Below are 18,427 nucleotides of genomic sequence, written 5' to 3'. Positions count from 1 at the left end.
CATGCCATGAGTTCCGCCACGCAGGAGCTGCGCACGCAGGCCGGCCGCCGCGCGCAGGCGCCCGATCCGGCGCAGTACCGCCCCGGCCGCACGATCACGGACTGGACGCCGGAGGATCCGTCCTTCTGGCGGACCACGGGCAAGCGGGTCGCCACCCGCAACCTGTGGATCGCGGTTCCGGCCCTGCTCGTGGCCTTCGTGGTCTGGCAGGTCTGGAGCATCACGGCGACGAACCTCAAGGACGTGGGCTTCGGCTTCAGCCAGTCGCAGCTGTTCTGGCTGACGGCCGTGCCGGGCATCACCGGAGGGACGGCGCGGATCCTCTACACCTTCCTCGGGCCGATGATCGGCCAGCGCCGCTTCACGGCGATCTCGACGGTGGTGCTGATCGGCCCGCTGCTGTGGCTGGGCTTCGCCGTGCAGAACCCGGACACCCCGTACGGCACGATGATCGCGATCGCCGCGCTGTGCGGCATCGGCGGCGCCAACTTCTCCTCCTCGCTGGCCAACATCGGCTTCTTCTACCCCAAGCGGGAGAAGGGCAGCGCGACCGGCATCAACGGCGGCCTGGGGAACCTGGGCGTGTCGGTGGTGCAGCTGCTCACCCCGATCCTGATCACCTCGTCCGTGCTGGCCATCGGGGCGGGCCGGAAGAAGGCCGACGGCTCGGAGATCTACCTGCAGAACGCGGCGTTCGTCTGGGTCCCGGTCCTGATCGTGCTCGCCGCCGTCGCCTGGTTCGGCCAGAACGACCTGAAGGTGGCCTCCACCCCCTTCAGCCGGCAGAAGGTCATCTTCAAGCGCAAGCACAACTGGCTGATGACCTGGCTGTACGTCGGCACGTTCGGCTCCTTCATCGGTTTCGCGGCGGCCCTGCCGCTCCTCATCAAGACGACCTTCCCGGCGTACCCGGTCGCGACGTACGCCTGGATGGGCCCGGCGCTGGGCGCCCTCGCCCGCTGGGCGGGCGGCTGGATCGCCGACAAGCTGGGTGGCGCGCGGGTGACGATCCTGTCGTTCGCGGGCATGGCGGGCTCGATCATCGGGGTGATCACCTTCCTCCCCTCCGGCTCCGACCAGGGCTCCTTCTACGGCTTCTTCTTCTGCTTCCTGTCGGCGTTCTTCTTCTCGGGGATCGGCAACGGATCGACGTTCCGCCAGATCCCGGTCATCTTCCGGAACCAGCACCTGAAGGGCCTGACGGAGGGGACCCCGCAGTACGCGGCCGCGCTGAAGCAGGCGGAGATCGAATCGGGCGCGGTCACCGGTTTCACGGCGGCGATCGCGGCGTACGGGTTCTTCTTCATCCCGGCGATGTTCGCCAACTTCGCCGTGACGAGCGCGATGTGGGGCTTCGTGGGCTTCTACGCCAGCTGCGTGGCGGTGGCCTGGTGGTTCTACGCCCGCAAGGGAGCGGAGGCCCCGAGCTAGGGGGTGCCTTGCCGATCAGGCCGGGCTCGCGGACGCCGGCGGGGCAGCCCCGCCGGCGTCCGCGCATCTTTGTGAATCCATTCACAAGCACACAAAGGTCTTTCGGTCCGGGGAAACCGGCAGGTCGGCGGGGGTGTGGTGATCGAGCCTTCGCGCGGGGCGGGACCTTCGGGCCGCAGGTCGGGACCAACGCGGCGACAAATGATCGATCAAACGGCGTCCAATGGAACCAAGCAACGAGGCGACGGATCGAGAGGTGCCGGCCATGACTGCCATCCCCGCGGAGACCACCGGGAACGCCGAGGCCTGGGAGGGCTTCAAGGGCGGCCTGTGGCGCGACGCCATCGACGTCCGCGACTTCATCCAGCAGAACTACACGCCGTACGAAGGCGGCGACGAGTTCCTCGCCGGCCCCACCCCCCGCACCACGGCCGTCTGGCAGGCCATCACCGACACGTTCCCGCAGGAGCGCGAGAAGGGCGTCCTCGACGTCGCGTACGACATCCCGTCGACCATCACCTCGCACGCGCCCGGGTACATCGACCGCGAGAGGGAACTGATCGTCGGCCTCCAGACGGACGCCCCGCTCAAGCGCGCGATCATGCCGTACGGCGGCTGGCGCATGGTCGCCGGCGCCCTGGAGACGTACGGCTACCCGGTCTCCGAGGAGCTGGAGAAGGTCTTCACGCAGTACCGCAAGACCCACAACGCCGGTGTCTTCGACGCCTACACCCCCGAGATCCGCGCCGCCCGCAAGGCCGGCGTCATCACCGGGCTGCCGGACGCGTACGGCCGCGGCCGCATCATCGGCGACTACCGCCGCGTCTGCCTCTACGGCGTCGACCGCCTCATCGCGGTCAAGAAGGAGGAGAAGGAGGAGCTGAACTCCCTCTCCGCGAGCCCCCGCCCGCTGGAGGAGACGATCCGTCTGCGCGAGGAGCTCTCCGAGCAGATCCGCGCGCTCGCCGAGCTCAAGGCGATGGCCGCCTCGTACGGCCACGACGTCTCCGCCCCCGCGCGCACCGGCCGCGAGGCCGTCCAGTGGCTGTACTTCGCCTATCTGGCCGCCGTGAAGGAGCAGAACGGCGCCGCCATGTCGCTGGGCCGCACCTCCACCTTCATCGACGTCTACCTCCAGCGCGACATCGAGGCAGGGGTCCTGACGGAGGAGCAGGCGCAGGAGCTCGTCGACGACTTCATCATCAAGCTCCGGATCGTGCGCTTCCTGCGCACGCCCGAGTACGACGAGCTGTTCTCCGGCGATCCGACCTGGGTCACCGAGTCCATCGCCGGCATGGGCGAGGACGGCCGCCCGCTGGTCACCCGCACCTCCTTCCGCTACCTCCAGACCCTCTACAACCTGGGCCCGGCCCCCGAGCCGAACATGACCGTCTTCTGGTCGCCGAGGCTGCCCCGGGGCTTCAAGGAGTTCTGCGCGCGCGTCTCGATCGACACCTCCTCGGTGCAGTACGAGTCCGACGAGCTGATGCGCCCGCGCTTCGGCGACGACACCGCGATCGCGTGCTGCGTCTCGGCGATGCCGGTCGGCAAGCAGATGCAGTACTTCGGTGCCCGCGTGAACCTCGCCAAGACCCTGCTGTACGCGATCAACGGCGGCCGGGACGAGAAGTCCGGGGAGCAGGTCGGCCCGGCGGGCGGCGCCATCACGGCGGACGTGCTCGACTACGACGAGGTCATGGCCAAGTTCGACACGCAGATGGAGTGGCTCGCCGACACGTACGTCCACGCGCTGAACGTCATCCACTACATGCACGACAAGTACGCGTACGAGCGGCTCGAGATGGCGCTCCACGACCGCGACGTGCGGCGCACGATGGCCTGCGGCATCGCCGGTCTGTCGGTGGCCGCCGACTCCCTGGCCGCCATCAAGTACGCCAGGGTCGGCGTGGTCCGCGACGAGAGCGGGCTGGCCGTCGACTACACCGTCGAGGGCGAGTACCCGGCGTACGGGAACAACGACGACCGGGTCGACGGCATCGCGGTCCGGCTGGTCGAGGAGTTCATGCGCAAGGTGCGCCGCCACCCGACGTACCGCGGCGCCGAGCACACGCAGTCCGTGCTGACGATCACCTCGAACGTGGTCTACGGCATGAAGACCGGCAACACCCCGGACGGGCGCCGCGCCGGCGAGCCGTTCTCCCCGGGCGCCAACCCGATGAACGGCCGCGACACCCACGGCTACGTCGCCGCGGCGCTGTCGGTCGCGAAGCTGCCGTACGAGGACGCCGAGGACGGCATCTCGCTGACCAACACCGTGACCCCCGACGGCCTGGGCCGCACCCCCGAGGAGCGGATCAAGAACCTGGCCGGCGTCCTCGACGGGTACGTGGACGGCGACGGCTTCCACATGAACGTCAACGTCCTGAACCGCGAGGTGCTGCGGGACGCCATGGAGCACCCGGAGAACCACCCGCAGCTGACCATCCGCGTCAGCGGCTACGCGGTGAACTTCGTCCGGCTGACGCGGGACCAGCAGCTCGACGTGCTGAACCGCACCTTCCACGGCTCGCTGTAGCCCGCGCGAGCGCGCAGTCCGGGGCCGGCCCTCATCCGGCTCCGGACCGCTCGCCAAGGATCTCCGACCGAGATCGAGAAACGACGGACCACCGCTCGAGGGGTGCCTGCCATGACCGTCCTGCTTCCCCTTCCCACGACCCTGGCCGCTGCCGCGACCCACCGGCCCAGCGAGGGCTCGGTGCACTCCTGGGACCTGTCGACGGGTGTCGACGGGCCCGGGACCCGCTTCGTCACCTTCCTCTCCGGATGCCCGCTGACCTGCCTGTACTGCCACAACCCCGACACCTGGCGGATGCGGGCCGGCAAGCGCACCTCCGCCGACGACGTCATCGCCGAGGCCCGCAAGTACACGCGGTTCATTTCCGCCGCGGGCGGCGGCGCCACCGTCTCGGGCGGCGAACCGCTGCTCCAGCCCGTCTTCGCGGGCGAACTGCTGCACCGGATGAAGCACGAGCTCGGGCTGCACACCGCCCTGGACACCTCCGGCTTCCTCGGCGCGCGGGCCACCGACGCGCTGCTGCGCGATGTGGACCTGGTGCTCCTGGACATCAAGTCCTGGGACCGCGAGACCTACCGGAGGGTGACCGGACGGCCGCTGCGGCCGACGCTGGACTTCGCCCGGCGCCTCGCCGGCCTCGGCAAGGAGGTGCACCTGCGCTTCGTGCTGGTGCCGGGGCTGACCGACGCCCGGGAGAACGTCGAGGGCGTCGCCGACTTCGCCGCCGGCCTCGGCAACGTCTCGCGGGTCGACGTCCTGCCCTTCCACAAGCTGGGGGAGGGGAAGTGGCAGGCGCTCGGCAAGGAGTTCACGCTGCACGACACCCCGTCGCCCACGGCGGAGCAGACCGCGCGGGCCAGGGCGTTCTTCGAAGAGCGCGGGCTGACGGCCGTCTGAGCCGCGGGGCGGTGCGGGCCCGCTGGACCTTCACTCGTCCGGCCCACCTTCCACTACGTCATAACGGGCCTAATCGGTACAAACCACCTAGCGTGGTGCTGTGCCCGAGCCCTCAGAAGCCCTCGCCGCGGAGCCGCCGACGCCACCGCCCCCGTCCGTTCCTCCCCACCCGGCCTCGCCGCCGCTGACGGGGACCCTCCCGCCGGCCGGGCCGTCCGTCACGGCACGGGCCGCGCTCGCCGGCACGGTCGTCTCGGTCCTGCTCATCGCCGCGATCGTGCTCGGCAGCCGGCTCCTGCGCGACTTCGACTCCGCGCTGCTCCCGTACGCCGTCGCCACCGTCTTCCTCGCCTTCGGCGTGGCCTACCGGTACACGGTCTGGGTCTCCGCGCCGGGCGCCCGGCGCCTGTTCAAGAAGGGCTTCGGCAGCTTCTTCTCCGCCGCCAACTTCCGCAAGGCCCCCACCGCCGTCCCGCGGATGATCGCCACCTACCTCGGCTTCCAGAAGTTCCTCGGCGCCCGCTCCCGCTCCCGCTGGGCCGCCCACCAGCTGATCTTCTGGGGCTGCCTGCTGGCCGCGGCGATCACCTTCCCGCTCACCTGGGGCTGGTTCACCTTCACCTCGTCCACCGGCTCGGGACCCGGCTACGAGATGCGGATCTGGGGCTTCAAGATCCTCGGCTTCAACGCTCTGAACACCGTCGGCTGGCTGATGTTCCACGGCCTGGACATCGCCGCCGTGCTCGTCATCCCGGGGGCCTCGTACTTCCTGTGGCGGCGGATGAAGGACCGCGGGGCCATCACCGGCCAGCGCTTCGCCTACGACCTGCTGCCGCTGATCTGCCTCATCGTGATCTCGGTGACCGGGCTCCTGCTGACCTTCTCCTCGATCTTCCTGCACGGCGGCGGGTACGAGTTCCTGGCGCTGATGCACATGGTGTCCGTGGTGTTCACCCTCATCTACATCCCGTTCGGGAAGTTCTTCCACATCGTCCAGCGGCCCGCCGCCGTCGGCATGCAGCTGTTCAAGTACACCGCCCGCCAGGACGAGCAGGTCTTCGCCTGCAAGCGATGCGGCGAACCCGTCGACACCGCCCCGTACGTCGAGAACCTGCGCGGCACGATGCAGGACCTGAAGCTCGACTTCAACGCCTTCGTCGAGTACTGCCCGCGCTGCAAGCGGGTGCTGCGCGGCAACGCCTACCTCGCGCACGTCAAGAAGGGCTTCAAGTGACCGCGACGGACCCCGCCAAGGCGGCCGCCCTGCCCCTCGACCCGTCGATCGCCCCGCCCGGCACGCGCAACTTCCGCGACGCGGGCGGCATCCCGGCCGACCGGTGGCACGCCGACCAGAACGGCGAGACCCTCGTCCCCACCCACTGCTGCTTCTGCGGGGTGCAGTGCGGGATGTACCTGCGGGTGGACCGCGGCGGCAAGGTCTTCGGCGTGGAGCCCCGCAACCACGACATCAACCGGATGCGGCTGTGCCCCAAGGGCATCAACGCCTACCAGCAGGTCAACCACCCCGACCGGCTCACGAGTCCGCTGCTGCGCCGCTCCCGGGACGAGGAGTTCCGGGAGTGCTCCTGGGAGGAGGCCCTGGACTTCACCGTCTCCGAGATCCGCCGCATCCAGGGCGCGTACGGGAACGACGCCTTCGGCCTGCTCGGCGGCGCCAGCCTGTTCTCCGAGAAGACGTACCTGGTCGGCAAGTTCGCCCGGGTGGCACTGAAGACCAAGCACGTCGACTACAACGGCCGCCTGTGCATGGTCAGCGCCGCGGGCGCCAACAAGCTCGCCTTCGGCATCGACCGGGCCGGCAACCCCTTCTCCGACATCCTCCTCACGGACTGCCTGCTCATCGCCGGGTCGAACGTGGGGGAGTGCTTCCCCGTGATGACCCAGTACCTGTGGGGCGCGCGGGACCGCGGCGCCACGCTGATCGTGGTCGACCCGCGGGAGACGGCCATCGCCCGTACCGCCGACATCCACGTCGCGATCAAGCCCGGCACCGACTCGGCCTTCTTCAACGCCGTCCTGCACGTGGTCGTCGCCGAGGGCCTGACCGACGAGGCCTACCTCGCCGCCCACACCACCGGCTGGGACGAGGTCAAGGCGACCGTCGCGCAGTACCCGCCGGCCCGCTCGGCCGAGATCTGCGGGGTCCCCGCCGAGCAGATCGTCCAGGTCGCGCGCGTCTTCGCCGGCGCGGGCAAGGCCATGGCCTGGCACGCCCGCGGCATCGAACACCACTCCCAGGGCGTCGAGAACTGCCTCTCCGTCATCAACCTGTGCGTCGCCACCGGCCACATCGGCAAGCCCGGCGCCGGCTACGGGACCATCACCGGCCAGGGCAACGGCCAGGGCGGCCGGGAGCACGGCCAGAAGTCCGACCTCCTTCCCGGCGGCCGCTCCATCACCAACCCGGAGCACCGGGCGCAGATCTGCCGGATCTGGGGCATCGAGGAATCCGAACTCCCCGGCGCCGGCACCTCTATGATGGAGATGGTCTGGCAGATGCAGCGGAAGGAGATCCGCGGCCTCATCGGGATCTGCAACAACCCGTTCGTCTCCCTCCCCAACTACGCGGTGGTCAAGGACGGCTACGACACCGCCGAGTTCCACGCCCAGTTCGACTTCTTCCTGTCCGAGACCGCGGCCAACGCCCACGTGGTCTTCCCCGTCACCACCTGGGCCGAGGACGAGGGCGTGATGGCCAACGCCGAGGCCCGCGTGGTCAAGCACAACAAGGCCCAGGAGCCCCCCGCCGGGGTGCGCACCGACACCTGGGTCATGTGCGAGCTGGCCCGAAGGCTCGGCGCCGGGCAGCACTTCGATTTCCCCGGCTCCCGCGAGGTGTTCGAGGAGCTGCGGATCGCCTCCGCGGGCACGGTCAACGACTACTACGGCATCACCTACGACCGGCTGGAGGAGACCGGCGGGATCGCCTGGCCCTGCCCGTCCACCGAGCATCCGGGCACACCCCGGCTGTTCGAGGACGGCCGGACCTACCACCCCGACGGAAAGGTCCACCTCCAGGTCGTGGAGTGGCATCCGCCCATGGACCCCTACACCGACGAGTTCCCCCTCTCGCTCACCACCGGCCGCACCGTCGCGCACTTCCTCTCCGGCAACCAGACCCGCCGCCTGGGCGCCCTCGTCGAGCAGACCCCGCGCCCCTGGGTCGAGGTCCACCCCTCCCACGGCTTCCGCAACGGCGACCCGGTGCGGGTGATCACCCGCCGCGGCAGCGAGGTCTTCCCGGCCCTGGTCACCGAGGCCATCCGCCCCGACACCGTCTTCATCCCGTACCACTGGCCCGTCCCGACGGCCGCGAACGCCCTGACCATCGACGCCCTCGACCCCCGCTCGAAGATCCCCGAGTACAAGGTCTGCGCCGCCCGGATCGAGGCCGCCGAGCGGGTCGACGAGGTGCCCGCACCGCCCACGGCCCCGGGCCACGAGGCGTACCCGCAGGCCCAGGCCTCCCGGACCGACCGCCTGCCTCCCACGTCCCCGCAGGGCCGTGGCACGGCGGAGAGGAGCTGACCCGCCATGATGGGCCGCACGATCTTCATCGACCCGGGCCGCTGCATCGGCTGCCAAGCCTGCGTCTCCGCCTGCCGCGAATGCGATTCCCACCGCGGCAAGTCGATGATCCACCTGGACTACACCGAACCCGGCATGTCCGTCGCCTCCCTTCCGACCGTCTGCATGCACTGCGAGGACCCGGTCGCGCCCTGCGCCGAGGTCTGCCCCGCCGACGCGATCCTGGTGACCGCCGACGGCGTGGTCCAACAGGCCGACACCGCCCGCTGCATCGGCTGCGCCAACTGCGTCAACGCCTGCCCCTTCGGAGTCCCGAAGATCGACCTCCAGGCCAAGCTCCAGATGAAGTGCAACCTCTGCTACGACCGCACCGCCTACGGGCTGGCACCGATGTGCGCCACCGTCTGCCCGACCGGCGCCCTCTTCTACGGAACCCTCGAAGAGCTCCAGGCCGAGCGCCCCGGCGTCCAGGTCGCCGATTCCTTCGCCTTCGGCGACGTCATGGTCAGCACCGGCGTCGCGATGGTCGTCCCCGCCGACAAGGTCCAGTGGCCGGTCCCCGGCGGCCTGCCCGTCGTCGAGATCAACGGAGTGGATGTGCGATGAGCCTCACCGAACCGCCCCCGCCCGCCACGGGACCGGAACTCGCGGGAGAGGACGCCGCCGAACGGCTGCGCGACCGGATCAGCGCCGACTCCCTCACCACCCGCCGCGACTACCTGCGGATCGTGGCCACCGTCTCCGGCGGCCTCGCCATCGGCGGCGTGGGCGTCGCCTCCGGCATCCTGCACCGGCACGGAGACAGCGACGGCCTGCCCCCGGCCAAGAAGGTCGCCGACCGGCTGGCGCCGGGCGAGTCGGTGGCCTTCCGCTTCCCCGGGGACGAGGACCGGGCCCTGGCCGTACGGCTGTCGGACGGCTCCCTCGTCGGCTACTCCGCCGTCTGCACCCACCTGGCCTGCGCCGTGCTGTGGCGCGAGGACCGGGGCGCCGACGGGGAGCTGTACTGCCCCTGCCACGAGGGCGTCTTCGACGCCCGCACCGGCGAGGTCACCGCCGGCCCGCCGCCGCGTCCCCTCCCCAGGATCTTCCTGACCGAGGAGGTCGACGGCAGCGTCTGGGCCGTCGCGACCGCCCGGTCGGGAGAGCCGGCGAAGGAAGCCCTGTGCCGGCAGTTCGGCGGGTCCCGCCCCGAGATGGCCCGCAGGCTCGGCTGCGCCGGGGCGGACCGCGCCACCGAGAGCAGGCGGACATGAGCGACGGCGCGCTGCCTCCGCGCCCGGACTACCGACCGGGCAGCGCCCAGCCCCGGCTGAACCGGCCCGTGCGGGAGCGGTATCCGCAGATCCGCCCCACCAGCGGTTACGGCGACCCGCGGATCCGGCACACGGGCCCCGGCCCCGGAGCCGGCTCCGAACAGGAGCCGGAGCGCTCCTCGAAGCTCAACGCCCGTCTGGCCCTGGCCCTCACGGTCGTGATCGGCCAGCTCTGGGGGCTGACGGTGACCGTCAACGAGTGGATGGAGGGAAATACCGGCACGGCCTGGTGGGGTGCGGGATTCCTGATCCTGTCCTTCCTCGTCGTGCTGGCACTGTGGCTCCTCGACCCGAAGGACCGATGACCATGTCCATACCCACCCCCACCCCGTCCGCGGTGCGCTCGCACCGCCGGGAGACCTACAAGCCCGGTGCCACCATCGGTGACTGGCGGCCCGAGGACGAGGGCTTCTGGCAGTCCACCGGCCGCACCGTCGCCCAGCGCAACCTCTGGGTCTCGATCCCCGCACTGATGCTCGGCTTCGTGGTCTGGCAGGTCTGGTCGGTCACCGTGGTCAAGCTGAACGACGTGGGCTTCGGCTTCTCGAAGTCGCAGCTGTTCTGGCTGACCGCCATCCCCGGCCTCACCGGCGGCACCTTCCGGATCCTGTACACCTTCATCGGGCCGATCTTCGGCGAGCGGAAGTTCACCGCGTTCAGCACGTTCATCCTGATCGCGCCCATGCTGTGGCTGGGCTTCGCGCTCCAGGACACCGGCACCCCGTACTGGGAGCTGGCGCTGATCGCGGCCGTCTGCGGGATCGGCGGCGCGAACTTCGCCTCCTCGATGGCGAACATCGGCTTCTTCTTCCCCAAGCGGGAGAAGGGCAGCGCCAACGGCCTCAACGGCGGCCTCGGCAACCTCGGCGTCAGCGTGGTGCAGCTGGTCGCCCCGCTGGTCGTCACCGCCGCCGTACTCGGCGCGCCCGCGGGCGGTCCGCAGCACGACGCGAAGGAGAACACCGACATCTGGCTCCAGAACGGCGCGTTCCTCTGGGTGCCGCTCCTGGTGATCATGGCGCTGCTCGCCTGGTTCCTGATGAACGACCTCCGGGTGGCCGCGGCCCCCTTCAGCCAGCAGAAGGTCATCTTCAAGCGCAAGCACAACTGGCTGATGACCTGGCTCTACGTCGGCACCTTCGGGTCCTTCATCGGCTTCGCCGCCGGCCTGCCCCTGCTGATCAAGAACAATTTCGAGGCGCAGGGCTACCAGGCGACCACCTATGCCTGGATCGGCCCGTTCGTCGGCGCGCTCATGCGCTGGGCCGGCGGCTGGCTCTCCGACAAGATGGGCGGGGCCAGGGTCACCATGCTCTCGTTCGTCGGCATGGCGGCTTCCCTGGTCGTGGTGGTCTTCGCGCTGCCGTCGGGCGGCGACCAGGGCAGCTTCTGGGCCTTCTTCATCGGCTTCCTCGCCGCCTTCGCCTTCTCCGGCCTCGGCAACGGATCGACCTTCCGGCAGATCCCGGTGATCTTCCGGGACCAGCACATGCGGGAGGCCGAGGGCAAGGGTGCCGAGGCGCAGGCCGCGGCCCTGAAGCAGTCGGAGATGGAGGCGGGCGCCGTCACCGGCTTCTCCTCCGCCATCGCCGCCTACGGCTTCTTCTTCATCCCCGCGATGTTCGCGGCCATGGCCGTCACGAACGCGCTGTGGCTCTTCATCGGCTTCTACGCCACCTGCCTGGCCGTCTGCTGGTGGTTCTACGCCCGTCCGGGCGCCGAGGCCCCCAGCTGAACCCGCGCCCGGGCCGGGGAGGGAGCGGGGCCGCGGGCCGGGGCGGGGGCGGGGGCGGCCGTACCCTGGAGGCATGAGCAGCGCCCCCGCCTCCGACCCGCAGCCCCCGCAGCCCGAGCCCCGGCCCGAGGCCGCTCCCGCGCCGCGCCCCCGGCCCCGGCTCGTCTTCGACGACCCGCTGGACCAGCAGTCCTCGGACGACACCGACCGCGGGTGGGGCGAGCGGCCGGCCTCCGCCGGGAGCGCGGCCGACCTGGCCCGCTTCCTCGACGAGAAGCCGCCGCACCACGTCTGATCCGCTAGTACCCCGAGCCGGGGTGGCCGTACTGGCCGCCCGGGCCGCCCTGGCCGCCGTACCCGCCCTGGCCACCCTGCCCGTTCTGGCCGTTCTGGCCGCGCTGGGCGATGAGCTCGTCCCGGATCTCCTTGAGGACCACCAGCTCGGTGATCTCCATCGTCTCCTGCACGCCTTCCTTGGCCCGGCGGCGCTGCTCCATCCTCGCCAGGTACTTCGACATCGGCAGCACCATCAGGAAGTAGACGACCGCGGCGGTGATCAGGAAGGTCAGCGCGGCATTCAGCACCGAGCCCCAAAGGATGTTCACGCCGATGGCATCCCCCTTCGCGTCGATGCCGCAGGGGCCCTTCAGACAGGACGTGTAGCCGTCCAGGCTCTTCGTGCCGATCGCGCCGACCAGCGGGCTGATGATCCCCTTCACCACCGAGTTCACGATGTTCGTGAACGCGGCGCCGATGACGACCGCCACCGCCAGGTCGACCACGTTGCCGCGCATCAGGAAGGCTTTGAAGCCTGCCAGCACGCCTTCCTTCTTCTTCTCGCTCACGACTGAGCCTCTCTTCGAATCCGCCGAACATGGAGCCAACGGTTCCGAAAGCTACGGCAGTCCGGGCCCGGCGTGTCCAATCGGGGCAGGACTTGTGGTGACGTGACTGCACGTCAGTCCGATTCGGTACGGGCCGCCTCAGCACAGTGTCACCGCCAGTCGCGCCACCGCGCCCGCCCCGACCAGGGCCCGCGCCGTGTCCCGGGGCACCGACAGGACGACCAGCGCCCCGGCGTCCCCGACACCCTCCTCCGGACGGGGCACTTCGGCCACGCGGGCGCCCGCGGCCACCACCCGTGGCGGACCCGCGCGCTCCGCCGCGACCACGTCCACCCGGTCCCCGGGCCGCAGCAGCCGCACCGTCGCCGCGTCCGCGATGCGCACCGGCGCCGACACCCACCGCACCGCGGCCGGCGGGGACTTCACCTCCGGGGGCGCGGCGCCCCGCGAAGCCTGGGCCGCCTCCGTGCCGCCCACCACCGCAAGCGCGGCCGCCAGGACGGCCAGGCCACCCGACGCGGCACGCCGCCGACGCCGCACGGCCCGGCGCAACCGGTCCCCGCCCCGGCCCACGCGGAGCGGGGGAAAGGACGGCACCGGCCGCGCGGGGGGACACGTGGAAGGAGAGGGCGAACACGAGGACTGGGACATGACGGCCACCACCTGCGGATCGGGTTCCGATGCCCGGACCCGTCGCCCGGACACCCCTCACGATCCGCCGCCCCGCGAAATCCCGCTCACGCCTGTGGACGATCCCCACCCTGTGGACAACCCCGTCACCCGCACGAGTGGGCGGCCACCGACTCCGGCGGGGTGCGGGGAGAGCGAGGCGGCGCGTACCGCGCCCGCCGCGGGATTCGGGAACGGGGAGCGCCTCGGCTTCCCCGCGGCCCGTCGGCGTCAGAGCGCCGTCGGAGTCCTCGTGGCGGCGAACTCCGCCACCGCGTTCGCAAGTCGTTCGAGGAAGCCGCGCAGGTCGTCCGCGACCAGGTCGAACTCGCTGTCCGTGGACGCGGTCCGCGAGCGGTACACGCCGCCGTCGGGGCCGGTGGCGTACAGGATTCCGCCCCCGTCGCTCGCGAAGACGAAGCCGTCGCCGAGGCCCTCACCGGAGCCGTCACCGACAACGTCACCCTCGGCGCCGAGCTCCACGCGGTCGCCCAGGACCCCGCCCGCCGGGTGGATGAAGAAGGCGTTGCCGATGTCCGACAGCACCACCTCGTCGATCACGCCGTAGAACGTCGGCAGATCGCCGGGCAGCGCGGCGTGGGCCGGTGAGCCGTCGCGGCCGGGGCCGGCCGGGACGACCTCGTTCCGACCGGGCGGGAACGGGTAGTAGGTGTCGAAGGCCGCGAGGACGGCGTCCACCCGCGCCGTGAGGTCCGCGGCCCAGGTCCGGACCCAGGCCGCGTCGAGGGCTTCCGTGCTCACGGCAGTTCGATGCCCAGGTCCCAGCCGTCGTGGGCGTGGGTGCACAGGCAGTCGCGGGACTCGGTCGCGGGAAGGGCCGAGACCGCGTCGAAGAGGACCTCGCGCAGGCGGCCGACGTTCTCGCCGAACACCTTCAGGACCTCGGTGTGGGACACGCCCTCACCCGTCTCCGCGCCCGCGTCCAGGTCGGTGACCAGCGCCATCGAGGTGTAGCAGAGCCCCAGCTCGCGGGCGAGGACCGCCTCGGGGTGGCCGGTCATGCCGACGACCGACCAGCCCATCGCCGCGTGCCACTTCGACTCGGCGCGGGTCGAGAAGCGGGGTCCCTCGACGACGACCATCGTGCCGCCGTCCACGGGCTCCCACTCCCGGCCCCGCGCCGCCGCCAGCGCGACCGAGCGGCCCACCGGGCAGTACGGGTCGGCGAAGGTGGTGTGCACGACGTTCGGAACGCTCCCGTCGGGGAGAGCCTCCCCGTCGAAGAAGGTCTGGGCGCGGGACTTCGTACGGTCCACCAGCTGGTCGGGGACGAGCAGCGTGCCCGGGCCGTACTCGGCGCGCAGGCCGCCGACCGCGCACGGGCCGAGCACCTGGCGCACGCCCACCGAGCGCAGCGCCCACAGGTTGGCCCGGTAGTTGATCTTGTGGGGCGGGACCTTGTGGCTGCGGCCGTGCCGGGGGAGGAAGGCGACCTGGCGCCCGGCCAGCTCACCGAGGAAGAGGGAGTCGCTCGGGGGCCCGTACGGGGTGTCCACCTCGACCTCGGAGACGTCGTCCAGGAAGGAGTAGAAGCCCGAGCCGCCGATGACACCGATCTCTGCGTTAGCCATGCCGCCACCCTAACCGGGCATGCGTGAGGCCCCGCCGCCCGGAAGGGCTACGGGGCCTTACGTATCAGAGACGGGAGCTCAGGCGGCCGACGTGGAGCTGCTGCTCGTGCTCGACGACGAGGTCGTCGAAGCGGCCGGGGCGGCGGCAGGCGTCGACGGCTTCGAGGAGGCAGGGGTGCTGCTCGACGAAGCGCCACGGCTGTCGTTCCGGTAGAAACCGGAACCCTTGAAGACGATGCCGACCGCGGAGAACACCTTCTTCAGGCGTCCGTGGCAGTTCGGGCACTCGGTCAGTGCGTCATCGGTGAACTTCTGCACGGCCTCAAGGCCCTCACCGCACTCGGTGCACTGGTACTGGTAGGTCGGCACGAATTTCCTCCTGGCACTCTGACTCGATGAGTGCTAACGACGTTCCATGGTGACGTATTCCGGCCGATCAGTCCACCGTCACCGGCACGCGGTGACCGACACCACGCTCGTTCACCCGCGCAGCAGGGGCCTCGGGGGCCACGGCGGCGGACGATACCGGGGACGAGTTGATGATCCGGCTCGGAGCCTTCGGAGCCAGGCTCGAGCGCAGCGCGAGCAGGGTCGCCAGCGCCAGCAAGGTGCCCGCCATCGGCACCAGGAAGCCGTACGAGGACCCGTGTGCGTCCGTCAGGCGGCCGGCCAGGGTCACGGCGGTGGCCTGACCGAAGGCGACGGCGCCGGTCAGCCAGGTGAAGGCCTCGGTCCGGGCGTTCGCCGGGATCAGGGACTCGATCATCGTGTAGCCGGTGATCAGGGCCGGGGCGATGCACAGGCCGACGGCCAGGCCGAGCGCGCCCAGCAGGATCATCGAGTGCGCGGTCCACAGGACCGAGGCGGCCACGGTGAGGCCGGCGTAGCCGAGCAGCAGCCGGCGGCGCGGGCCGATCTTCCAGGCGATGGCGCCGCAGGCGATGCCCGCGGTCATGTTGCCGGCCGCGAAGACGCCGTACAGCAGGCCGTTGGCGCCCGGGTTGCCGATCTCGTTGGAGAAGGCGGCCAGCGACACCTGCATGCCGCCGAAGACGGCGCCGATGCCGAGGAAGGCGACGATCAGGACGCGCAGACCCGGGAAGGACAGCGCGGAGGCGTGCTTCTCGCCGCCGGCCACGACGGCGTGCGGCTTGGGCTGGGTGGCGCGCTGGGCGGCGAAGACCAGACCGCCGGCCAGCGTCAGCGCGGCCTCGGTGATCAGGCCGGCGGCCGGGTGGACGCCGGTGCACAGCGCGGTGGCCAGCACCGGGCCGACGACGAAGGTGAACTCGTCGGTGACGGACTCGAACGCGGCGGCCGTCGGCAGCAGCGGGGAGCCCTCCAGCTTGGCGGCCCAGCGGGCCCGGACCATCGGTCCGACCTGCGGGACGGAGGCGCCGGCGGGGACGGCCGCCAGGGCCAGCGCCCACACGGGAGCGCCCAGCAGCGCGAGCGCCACGAGGGTGCTGACGGCGGCGGAGTGCATGAGGACGACGGGGACCAGGACGGCGCTCTGGCCGCGGCGGTCGGTGAGCTTGCCCATCACCGGGGCGGACAGCGCCATCGAGACGCCGGTGACGGCGGCGACGATGCCGGCGCTGCCGTAGGAACCGCTGGTGTGCTGGACGAGCAGCAGGATGCTGATGGTCAGCATTCCGAAGGGGAGCCGGGCGGCGAACCCCGGGAGAACGAAGCCGATGGCGCCGGGCGTGCGCAGAAGCTGCCCGTAACCGGGGCGTGCGGACTTGTCGGTCGTGACCGCGGATGTCACGGCCTGGCCTTTCCGCTGCCTGGTAGAGCGTCCCCGTCTGCGGACGGTGTGCCGCCTTGTGAGCGACCGCACCCGTACATGTGGGAGCCCCGAGAGCTGTCCTCTTGCGCAGAACCGAGTGATACCTGGGCGCCCACTGCGGGAGGGAGCCACGGCCGCTTTGCGGTCGCGCCAGCTCTGCGTCAGGCAGAGTTGGTTCGATGTGGTGTGCCTTAATCGTACAGGCAGACCCGGTGTGTGTCCTGTGATTCCGGCGACATGCGGTGTCTTCACCTGCGATTAACTGGAAGTTCGCATTCCGTGGCCCATGAAAGCGGGGTGAAACGGCCCGGAAACCCCGAAAACATAGAATTAGAACGACGCTCTAACGCTCTGTTGAAGTCAGATCCGGGCCGTGTCGGCCCCCGCCGGCCCCGGTCAGCCCCGGTCAGCCCCGGTCAGCCCCCGTTCGAGCCCGTCCCCAGCCATCCGGCCAGCTTGCCGCCCCGTGCCACCGCCCGCAGCCGGGCCTCCGCCGCGTCCCGTACCGGATCCGTGGCCACCACCAGCAGCTCGTCCCCGCGCCGCAGCACCGTGGACGGCAGCGGTACGAAGCTCTTCGAGTCCCGGACCACCAGCGTGACCGAAGCCCCCGGCGGCAGCCGCAGCTCGCTCACCTCGACGCCGTGCATCCGCGAGGCCTCCGGAATGGCGAAGGACAGCAGGTGTCCGCGCAGCTTCTCCAGCGGCGCCGACTCGATCCCCAGGTCGGCGGCGCCGGCGTCGGAGTCGCCGAGCTCCAGCTTGCGCGCGAGCCAGGGCAGGGTCGGGCCCTGGACCAGGGTGTAGACGACGACCAGCACGAAGACGATGTTGAAGACGCGGTCGCTGCCCTCGATCCCGGTCACCATCGGGATGGTCGCCAGGATGATGGGCACGGCGCCGCGCAGCCCCGCCCACGACATGAGGGCCTGCTCCTGCCAGGGCAGCCGGAACGGCAGCAGGCTGACGAAGACCTCCAGCGGCCGCGCGACCATGGTCAGCACCAGCCCGATGACCACGGCCGGCCAGAAGTCCTGGGCCAGCTCGTGCGGGGTGACCAGGAGCCCGAGCAGGACGAACATGCCGATCTGGGCGATCCAGCCGAGCCCGTCCGCGAACCCCCGGGTCGCCGGCCAGTGCGGGAGCTTCGCGTTGCCGAGGACCATGGCGGCCAGGTAGACGGCGAGGAAGCCGGAGCCGTGCGCGATCGCGCCGGCCGCGTACGCCGACACCGCGATCGCCATCACGGCGATCGGGTAGAGGCCGGAGGCGGGCAGGGCCACGTGCCGCAGGCCGTACGCCCCCAGGAAGCCGACGGACAGGCCGATGGCGACGCCGATCAGCAGCTCGAGGGCGATCTTGCCGATCAGGACGTACCACTGGTCCACGGGGCCGACGGTCGCGAAGGCGACGACCAGGATGACCACGGGGGCGTCGTTGAAGCCCGACTCGGCCTCCAGCACACCCGTGATCCGGGAGGGCAGCGGGACCTTGCGCAGGACGGAGAAGACGGCCGCGGCGTCGGTCGAGGAGACGACGGCGCCGATCAGCAGGGCCTGCCGCCAGTCCAGCCCGACCAGGTAGTGCGCGCCCGCGGCCGTGACGCCGACGCTGATGGCGACGCCGACCAGTGACAGTACGATCGCGGCCGGCAGGGCCGGTTTGATCTGTTTCCACTTGGTGCCCAGACCACCCTCGGCGAGGATCACGACGAGCGCGGCGTAGCCGATGACCTGTGTCAGCTCGGCATTGTCGAATACGACGTTGCCTATGCCGTCCTGGCCTATCGCTATGCCTATGCCGAGGTAGATGAGCAGGCTGGGAAGGCCGCTGCGTGAAGAGATGCGCACCGCCGCGACGGCGACGAGCAGCACGAGCGAGCAGACCAGCAGGAGCTCATTGAGCGTGTGGACGGTCAGCGGGCGGCCCTTTCCTCAAGTTGCCCGGCGGAACGTTCCTCCAGGCGACAAGTCCGGCAAGATCGGCAGGTACTTCGTTACCTTACCTAATATTTGACGCGCCCTTTACGCGATACCCACATTGTGAAACGCCTGTCAGGCCCTGT

Annotated in this window: 17 protein-coding genes; 10 read left to right on the top strand and 7 right to left on the bottom strand. The window is 70.7% G+C overall.

Annotated elements, in window-relative coordinates:
- Positions 1-6 precede the first annotated feature (6 nt).
- The 10 genes from ACFY1T_RS32375 (at position 7) to ACFY1T_RS32330 (ending at position 11,759) form a co-directional block, all read left to right on the top strand.
- The gene (locus ACFY1T_RS32375) at positions 7-1,431 is read left to right on the top strand and encodes an MFS transporter (RefSeq protein WP_390791355.1); all 1,425 of its coding nucleotides are present in this window, start codon (positions 7-9) and stop codon (positions 1,429-1,431) included.
- A 265-nt stretch (positions 1,432-1,696) separates the two neighbouring features.
- Positions 1,697-3,967: a formate C-acetyltransferase gene (gene pflB, locus ACFY1T_RS32370; protein WP_390791354.1), complete on the top strand. Its 2,271-nt coding sequence runs from the start codon at positions 1,697-1,699 to the stop codon at positions 3,965-3,967.
- Positions 3,968-4,078: 111 nt separating this feature from the next.
- A complete protein-coding gene (gene pflA / locus ACFY1T_RS32365) occupies positions 4,079-4,864 on the top strand; it encodes a pyruvate formate-lyase-activating protein (RefSeq protein ID WP_390791353.1) in 786 nt (261 codons plus the stop codon).
- A gap of 100 nt (positions 4,865-4,964) precedes the next feature.
- Positions 4,965-6,098: an MFS transporter gene (locus tag ACFY1T_RS32360; RefSeq protein ID WP_390791352.1), complete on the top strand. Its 1,134-nt coding sequence runs from the start codon at positions 4,965-4,967 to the stop codon at positions 6,096-6,098.
- Complete coding sequence (locus tag ACFY1T_RS32355; RefSeq protein ID WP_390791351.1) at positions 6,095-8,413, top strand: molybdopterin oxidoreductase family protein; 2,319 nt, start codon at positions 6,095-6,097, stop codon at positions 8,411-8,413. The genes ACFY1T_RS32360 and ACFY1T_RS32355 overlap by 4 nt, the downstream gene beginning before the upstream one ends.
- Positions 8,414-8,419: 6 nt before the next feature.
- A complete protein-coding gene (locus ACFY1T_RS32350) occupies positions 8,420-9,019 on the top strand; it encodes a 4Fe-4S dicluster domain-containing protein (protein ID WP_390791350.1) in 600 nt (199 codons plus the stop codon).
- A complete protein-coding gene (locus tag ACFY1T_RS32345; RefSeq protein WP_390791349.1) occupies positions 9,016-9,669 on the top strand; it encodes a ubiquinol-cytochrome c reductase iron-sulfur subunit in 654 nt (217 codons plus the stop codon). The genes ACFY1T_RS32350 and ACFY1T_RS32345 overlap by 4 nt, the downstream gene beginning before the upstream one ends.
- Entirely contained in the window at positions 9,666-10,034 is a 369-nt protein-coding gene (locus ACFY1T_RS32340) for a hypothetical protein (protein WP_390791348.1), read from the top strand. The genes ACFY1T_RS32345 and ACFY1T_RS32340 overlap by 4 nt, the downstream gene beginning before the upstream one ends.
- Before the next feature lie 2 nt (positions 10,035-10,036).
- Entirely contained in the window at positions 10,037-11,464 is a 1,428-nt protein-coding gene (locus tag ACFY1T_RS32335) for a NarK family nitrate/nitrite MFS transporter (RefSeq protein ID WP_390791347.1), read from the top strand.
- A 73-nt stretch (positions 11,465-11,537) separates the two neighbouring features.
- A complete protein-coding gene (locus ACFY1T_RS32330) occupies positions 11,538-11,759 on the top strand; it encodes a hypothetical protein (RefSeq protein ID WP_390791346.1) in 222 nt (73 codons plus the stop codon).
- A gap of 4 nt (positions 11,760-11,763) precedes the next feature.
- Here the strand turns inward: ACFY1T_RS32330 and mscL are convergent, their stop codons facing one another.
- The 7 genes from mscL to ACFY1T_RS32295 form a co-directional block, all read right to left on the bottom strand.
- Positions 11,764-12,309 (bottom strand): large conductance mechanosensitive channel protein MscL, encoded by a 546-nt coding sequence (gene mscL, locus ACFY1T_RS32325; protein WP_390791345.1) that lies wholly within the window; start codon positions 12,307-12,309, stop codon positions 11,764-11,766.
- A 138-nt stretch (positions 12,310-12,447) separates the two neighbouring features.
- On the bottom strand, positions 12,448-12,786 hold the full coding sequence (locus ACFY1T_RS32320) for a hypothetical protein (RefSeq protein WP_390791344.1): 339 nt from the start codon (positions 12,784-12,786) through the stop codon (positions 12,448-12,450).
- A 423-nt stretch (positions 12,787-13,209) separates the two neighbouring features.
- Positions 13,210-13,740, bottom strand: a complete 531-nt coding sequence (locus ACFY1T_RS32315) for a hypothetical protein (protein WP_390791343.1) — start codon at positions 13,738-13,740, stop codon at positions 13,210-13,212.
- Positions 13,737-14,570 carry an S-methyl-5'-thioadenosine phosphorylase gene (locus tag ACFY1T_RS32310; protein ID WP_390791342.1) on the bottom strand — a complete coding sequence of 278 codons (834 nt, stop codon included), beginning with the start codon at positions 14,568-14,570 and terminating at the stop codon, positions 13,737-13,739. Before ACFY1T_RS32310 ends, ACFY1T_RS32315 begins: the two co-directional genes overlap by 4 nt.
- Positions 14,571-14,648: 78 nt before the next feature.
- Positions 14,649-14,939, bottom strand: coding sequence for an FmdB family zinc ribbon protein (locus ACFY1T_RS32305; protein ID WP_376018232.1), 291 nt, complete (start codon positions 14,937-14,939; stop codon positions 14,649-14,651).
- Between the two features lie 67 nt (positions 14,940-15,006).
- On the bottom strand, positions 15,007-16,341 hold the full coding sequence (locus ACFY1T_RS32300) for an MFS transporter (protein ID WP_390791341.1): 1,335 nt from the start codon (positions 16,339-16,341) through the stop codon (positions 15,007-15,009).
- Between the two features lie 437 nt (positions 16,342-16,778).
- Complete coding sequence (locus ACFY1T_RS32295; protein ID WP_390791340.1) at positions 16,779-18,236, bottom strand: potassium/proton antiporter; 1,458 nt, start codon at positions 18,234-18,236, stop codon at positions 16,779-16,781.
- Between the last annotated feature and the right edge of the window lie 191 nt (positions 18,237-18,427).

This window comes from Streptomyces sp. NPDC001194 (assembly GCF_042896985.1).
In the GTDB taxonomy this organism is placed as follows: domain Bacteria; phylum Actinomycetota; class Actinomycetes; order Streptomycetales; family Streptomycetaceae; genus Streptomyces.
Note: the sequence above shows the minus strand (reverse complement) of the source record. Positions and strands in the feature narration are given on the sequence as shown.

Excerpts from the sequence above, each read along its gene's own strand:
- ACFY1T_RS32345 (WP_390791349.1), top strand. The coding sequence starts at position 9,016 with ATGAGCCTCACCGAACCGCCCCCGCCCGCCACGGGACCGGAACTCGCG.
- ACFY1T_RS32330 (WP_390791346.1), top strand. The coding sequence starts at position 11,538 with ATGAGCAGCGCCCCCGCCTCCGACCCGCAGCCCCCGCAGCCCGAGCCC.
- ACFY1T_RS32335 (WP_390791347.1), top strand. The coding sequence starts at position 10,037 with ATGTCCATACCCACCCCCACCCCGTCCGCGGTGCGCTCGCACCGCCGG.
- ACFY1T_RS32340 (WP_390791348.1), top strand. The coding sequence starts at position 9,666 with ATGAGCGACGGCGCGCTGCCTCCGCGCCCGGACTACCGACCGGGCAGC.
- ACFY1T_RS32350 (WP_390791350.1), top strand. The coding sequence starts at position 8,420 with ATGATGGGCCGCACGATCTTCATCGACCCGGGCCGCTGCATCGGCTGC.
- ACFY1T_RS32375 (WP_390791355.1), top strand. The coding sequence starts at position 7 with ATGAGTTCCGCCACGCAGGAGCTGCGCACGCAGGCCGGCCGCCGCGCG.
- pflB (WP_390791354.1), top strand. The coding sequence starts at position 1,697 with ATGACTGCCATCCCCGCGGAGACCACCGGGAACGCCGAGGCCTGGGAG.
- pflA (WP_390791353.1), top strand. The coding sequence starts at position 4,079 with ATGACCGTCCTGCTTCCCCTTCCCACGACCCTGGCCGCTGCCGCGACC.
- ACFY1T_RS32310 (WP_390791342.1), bottom strand. The coding sequence starts at position 14,570 with ATGGCTAACGCAGAGATCGGTGTCATCGGCGGCTCGGGCTTCTACTCC.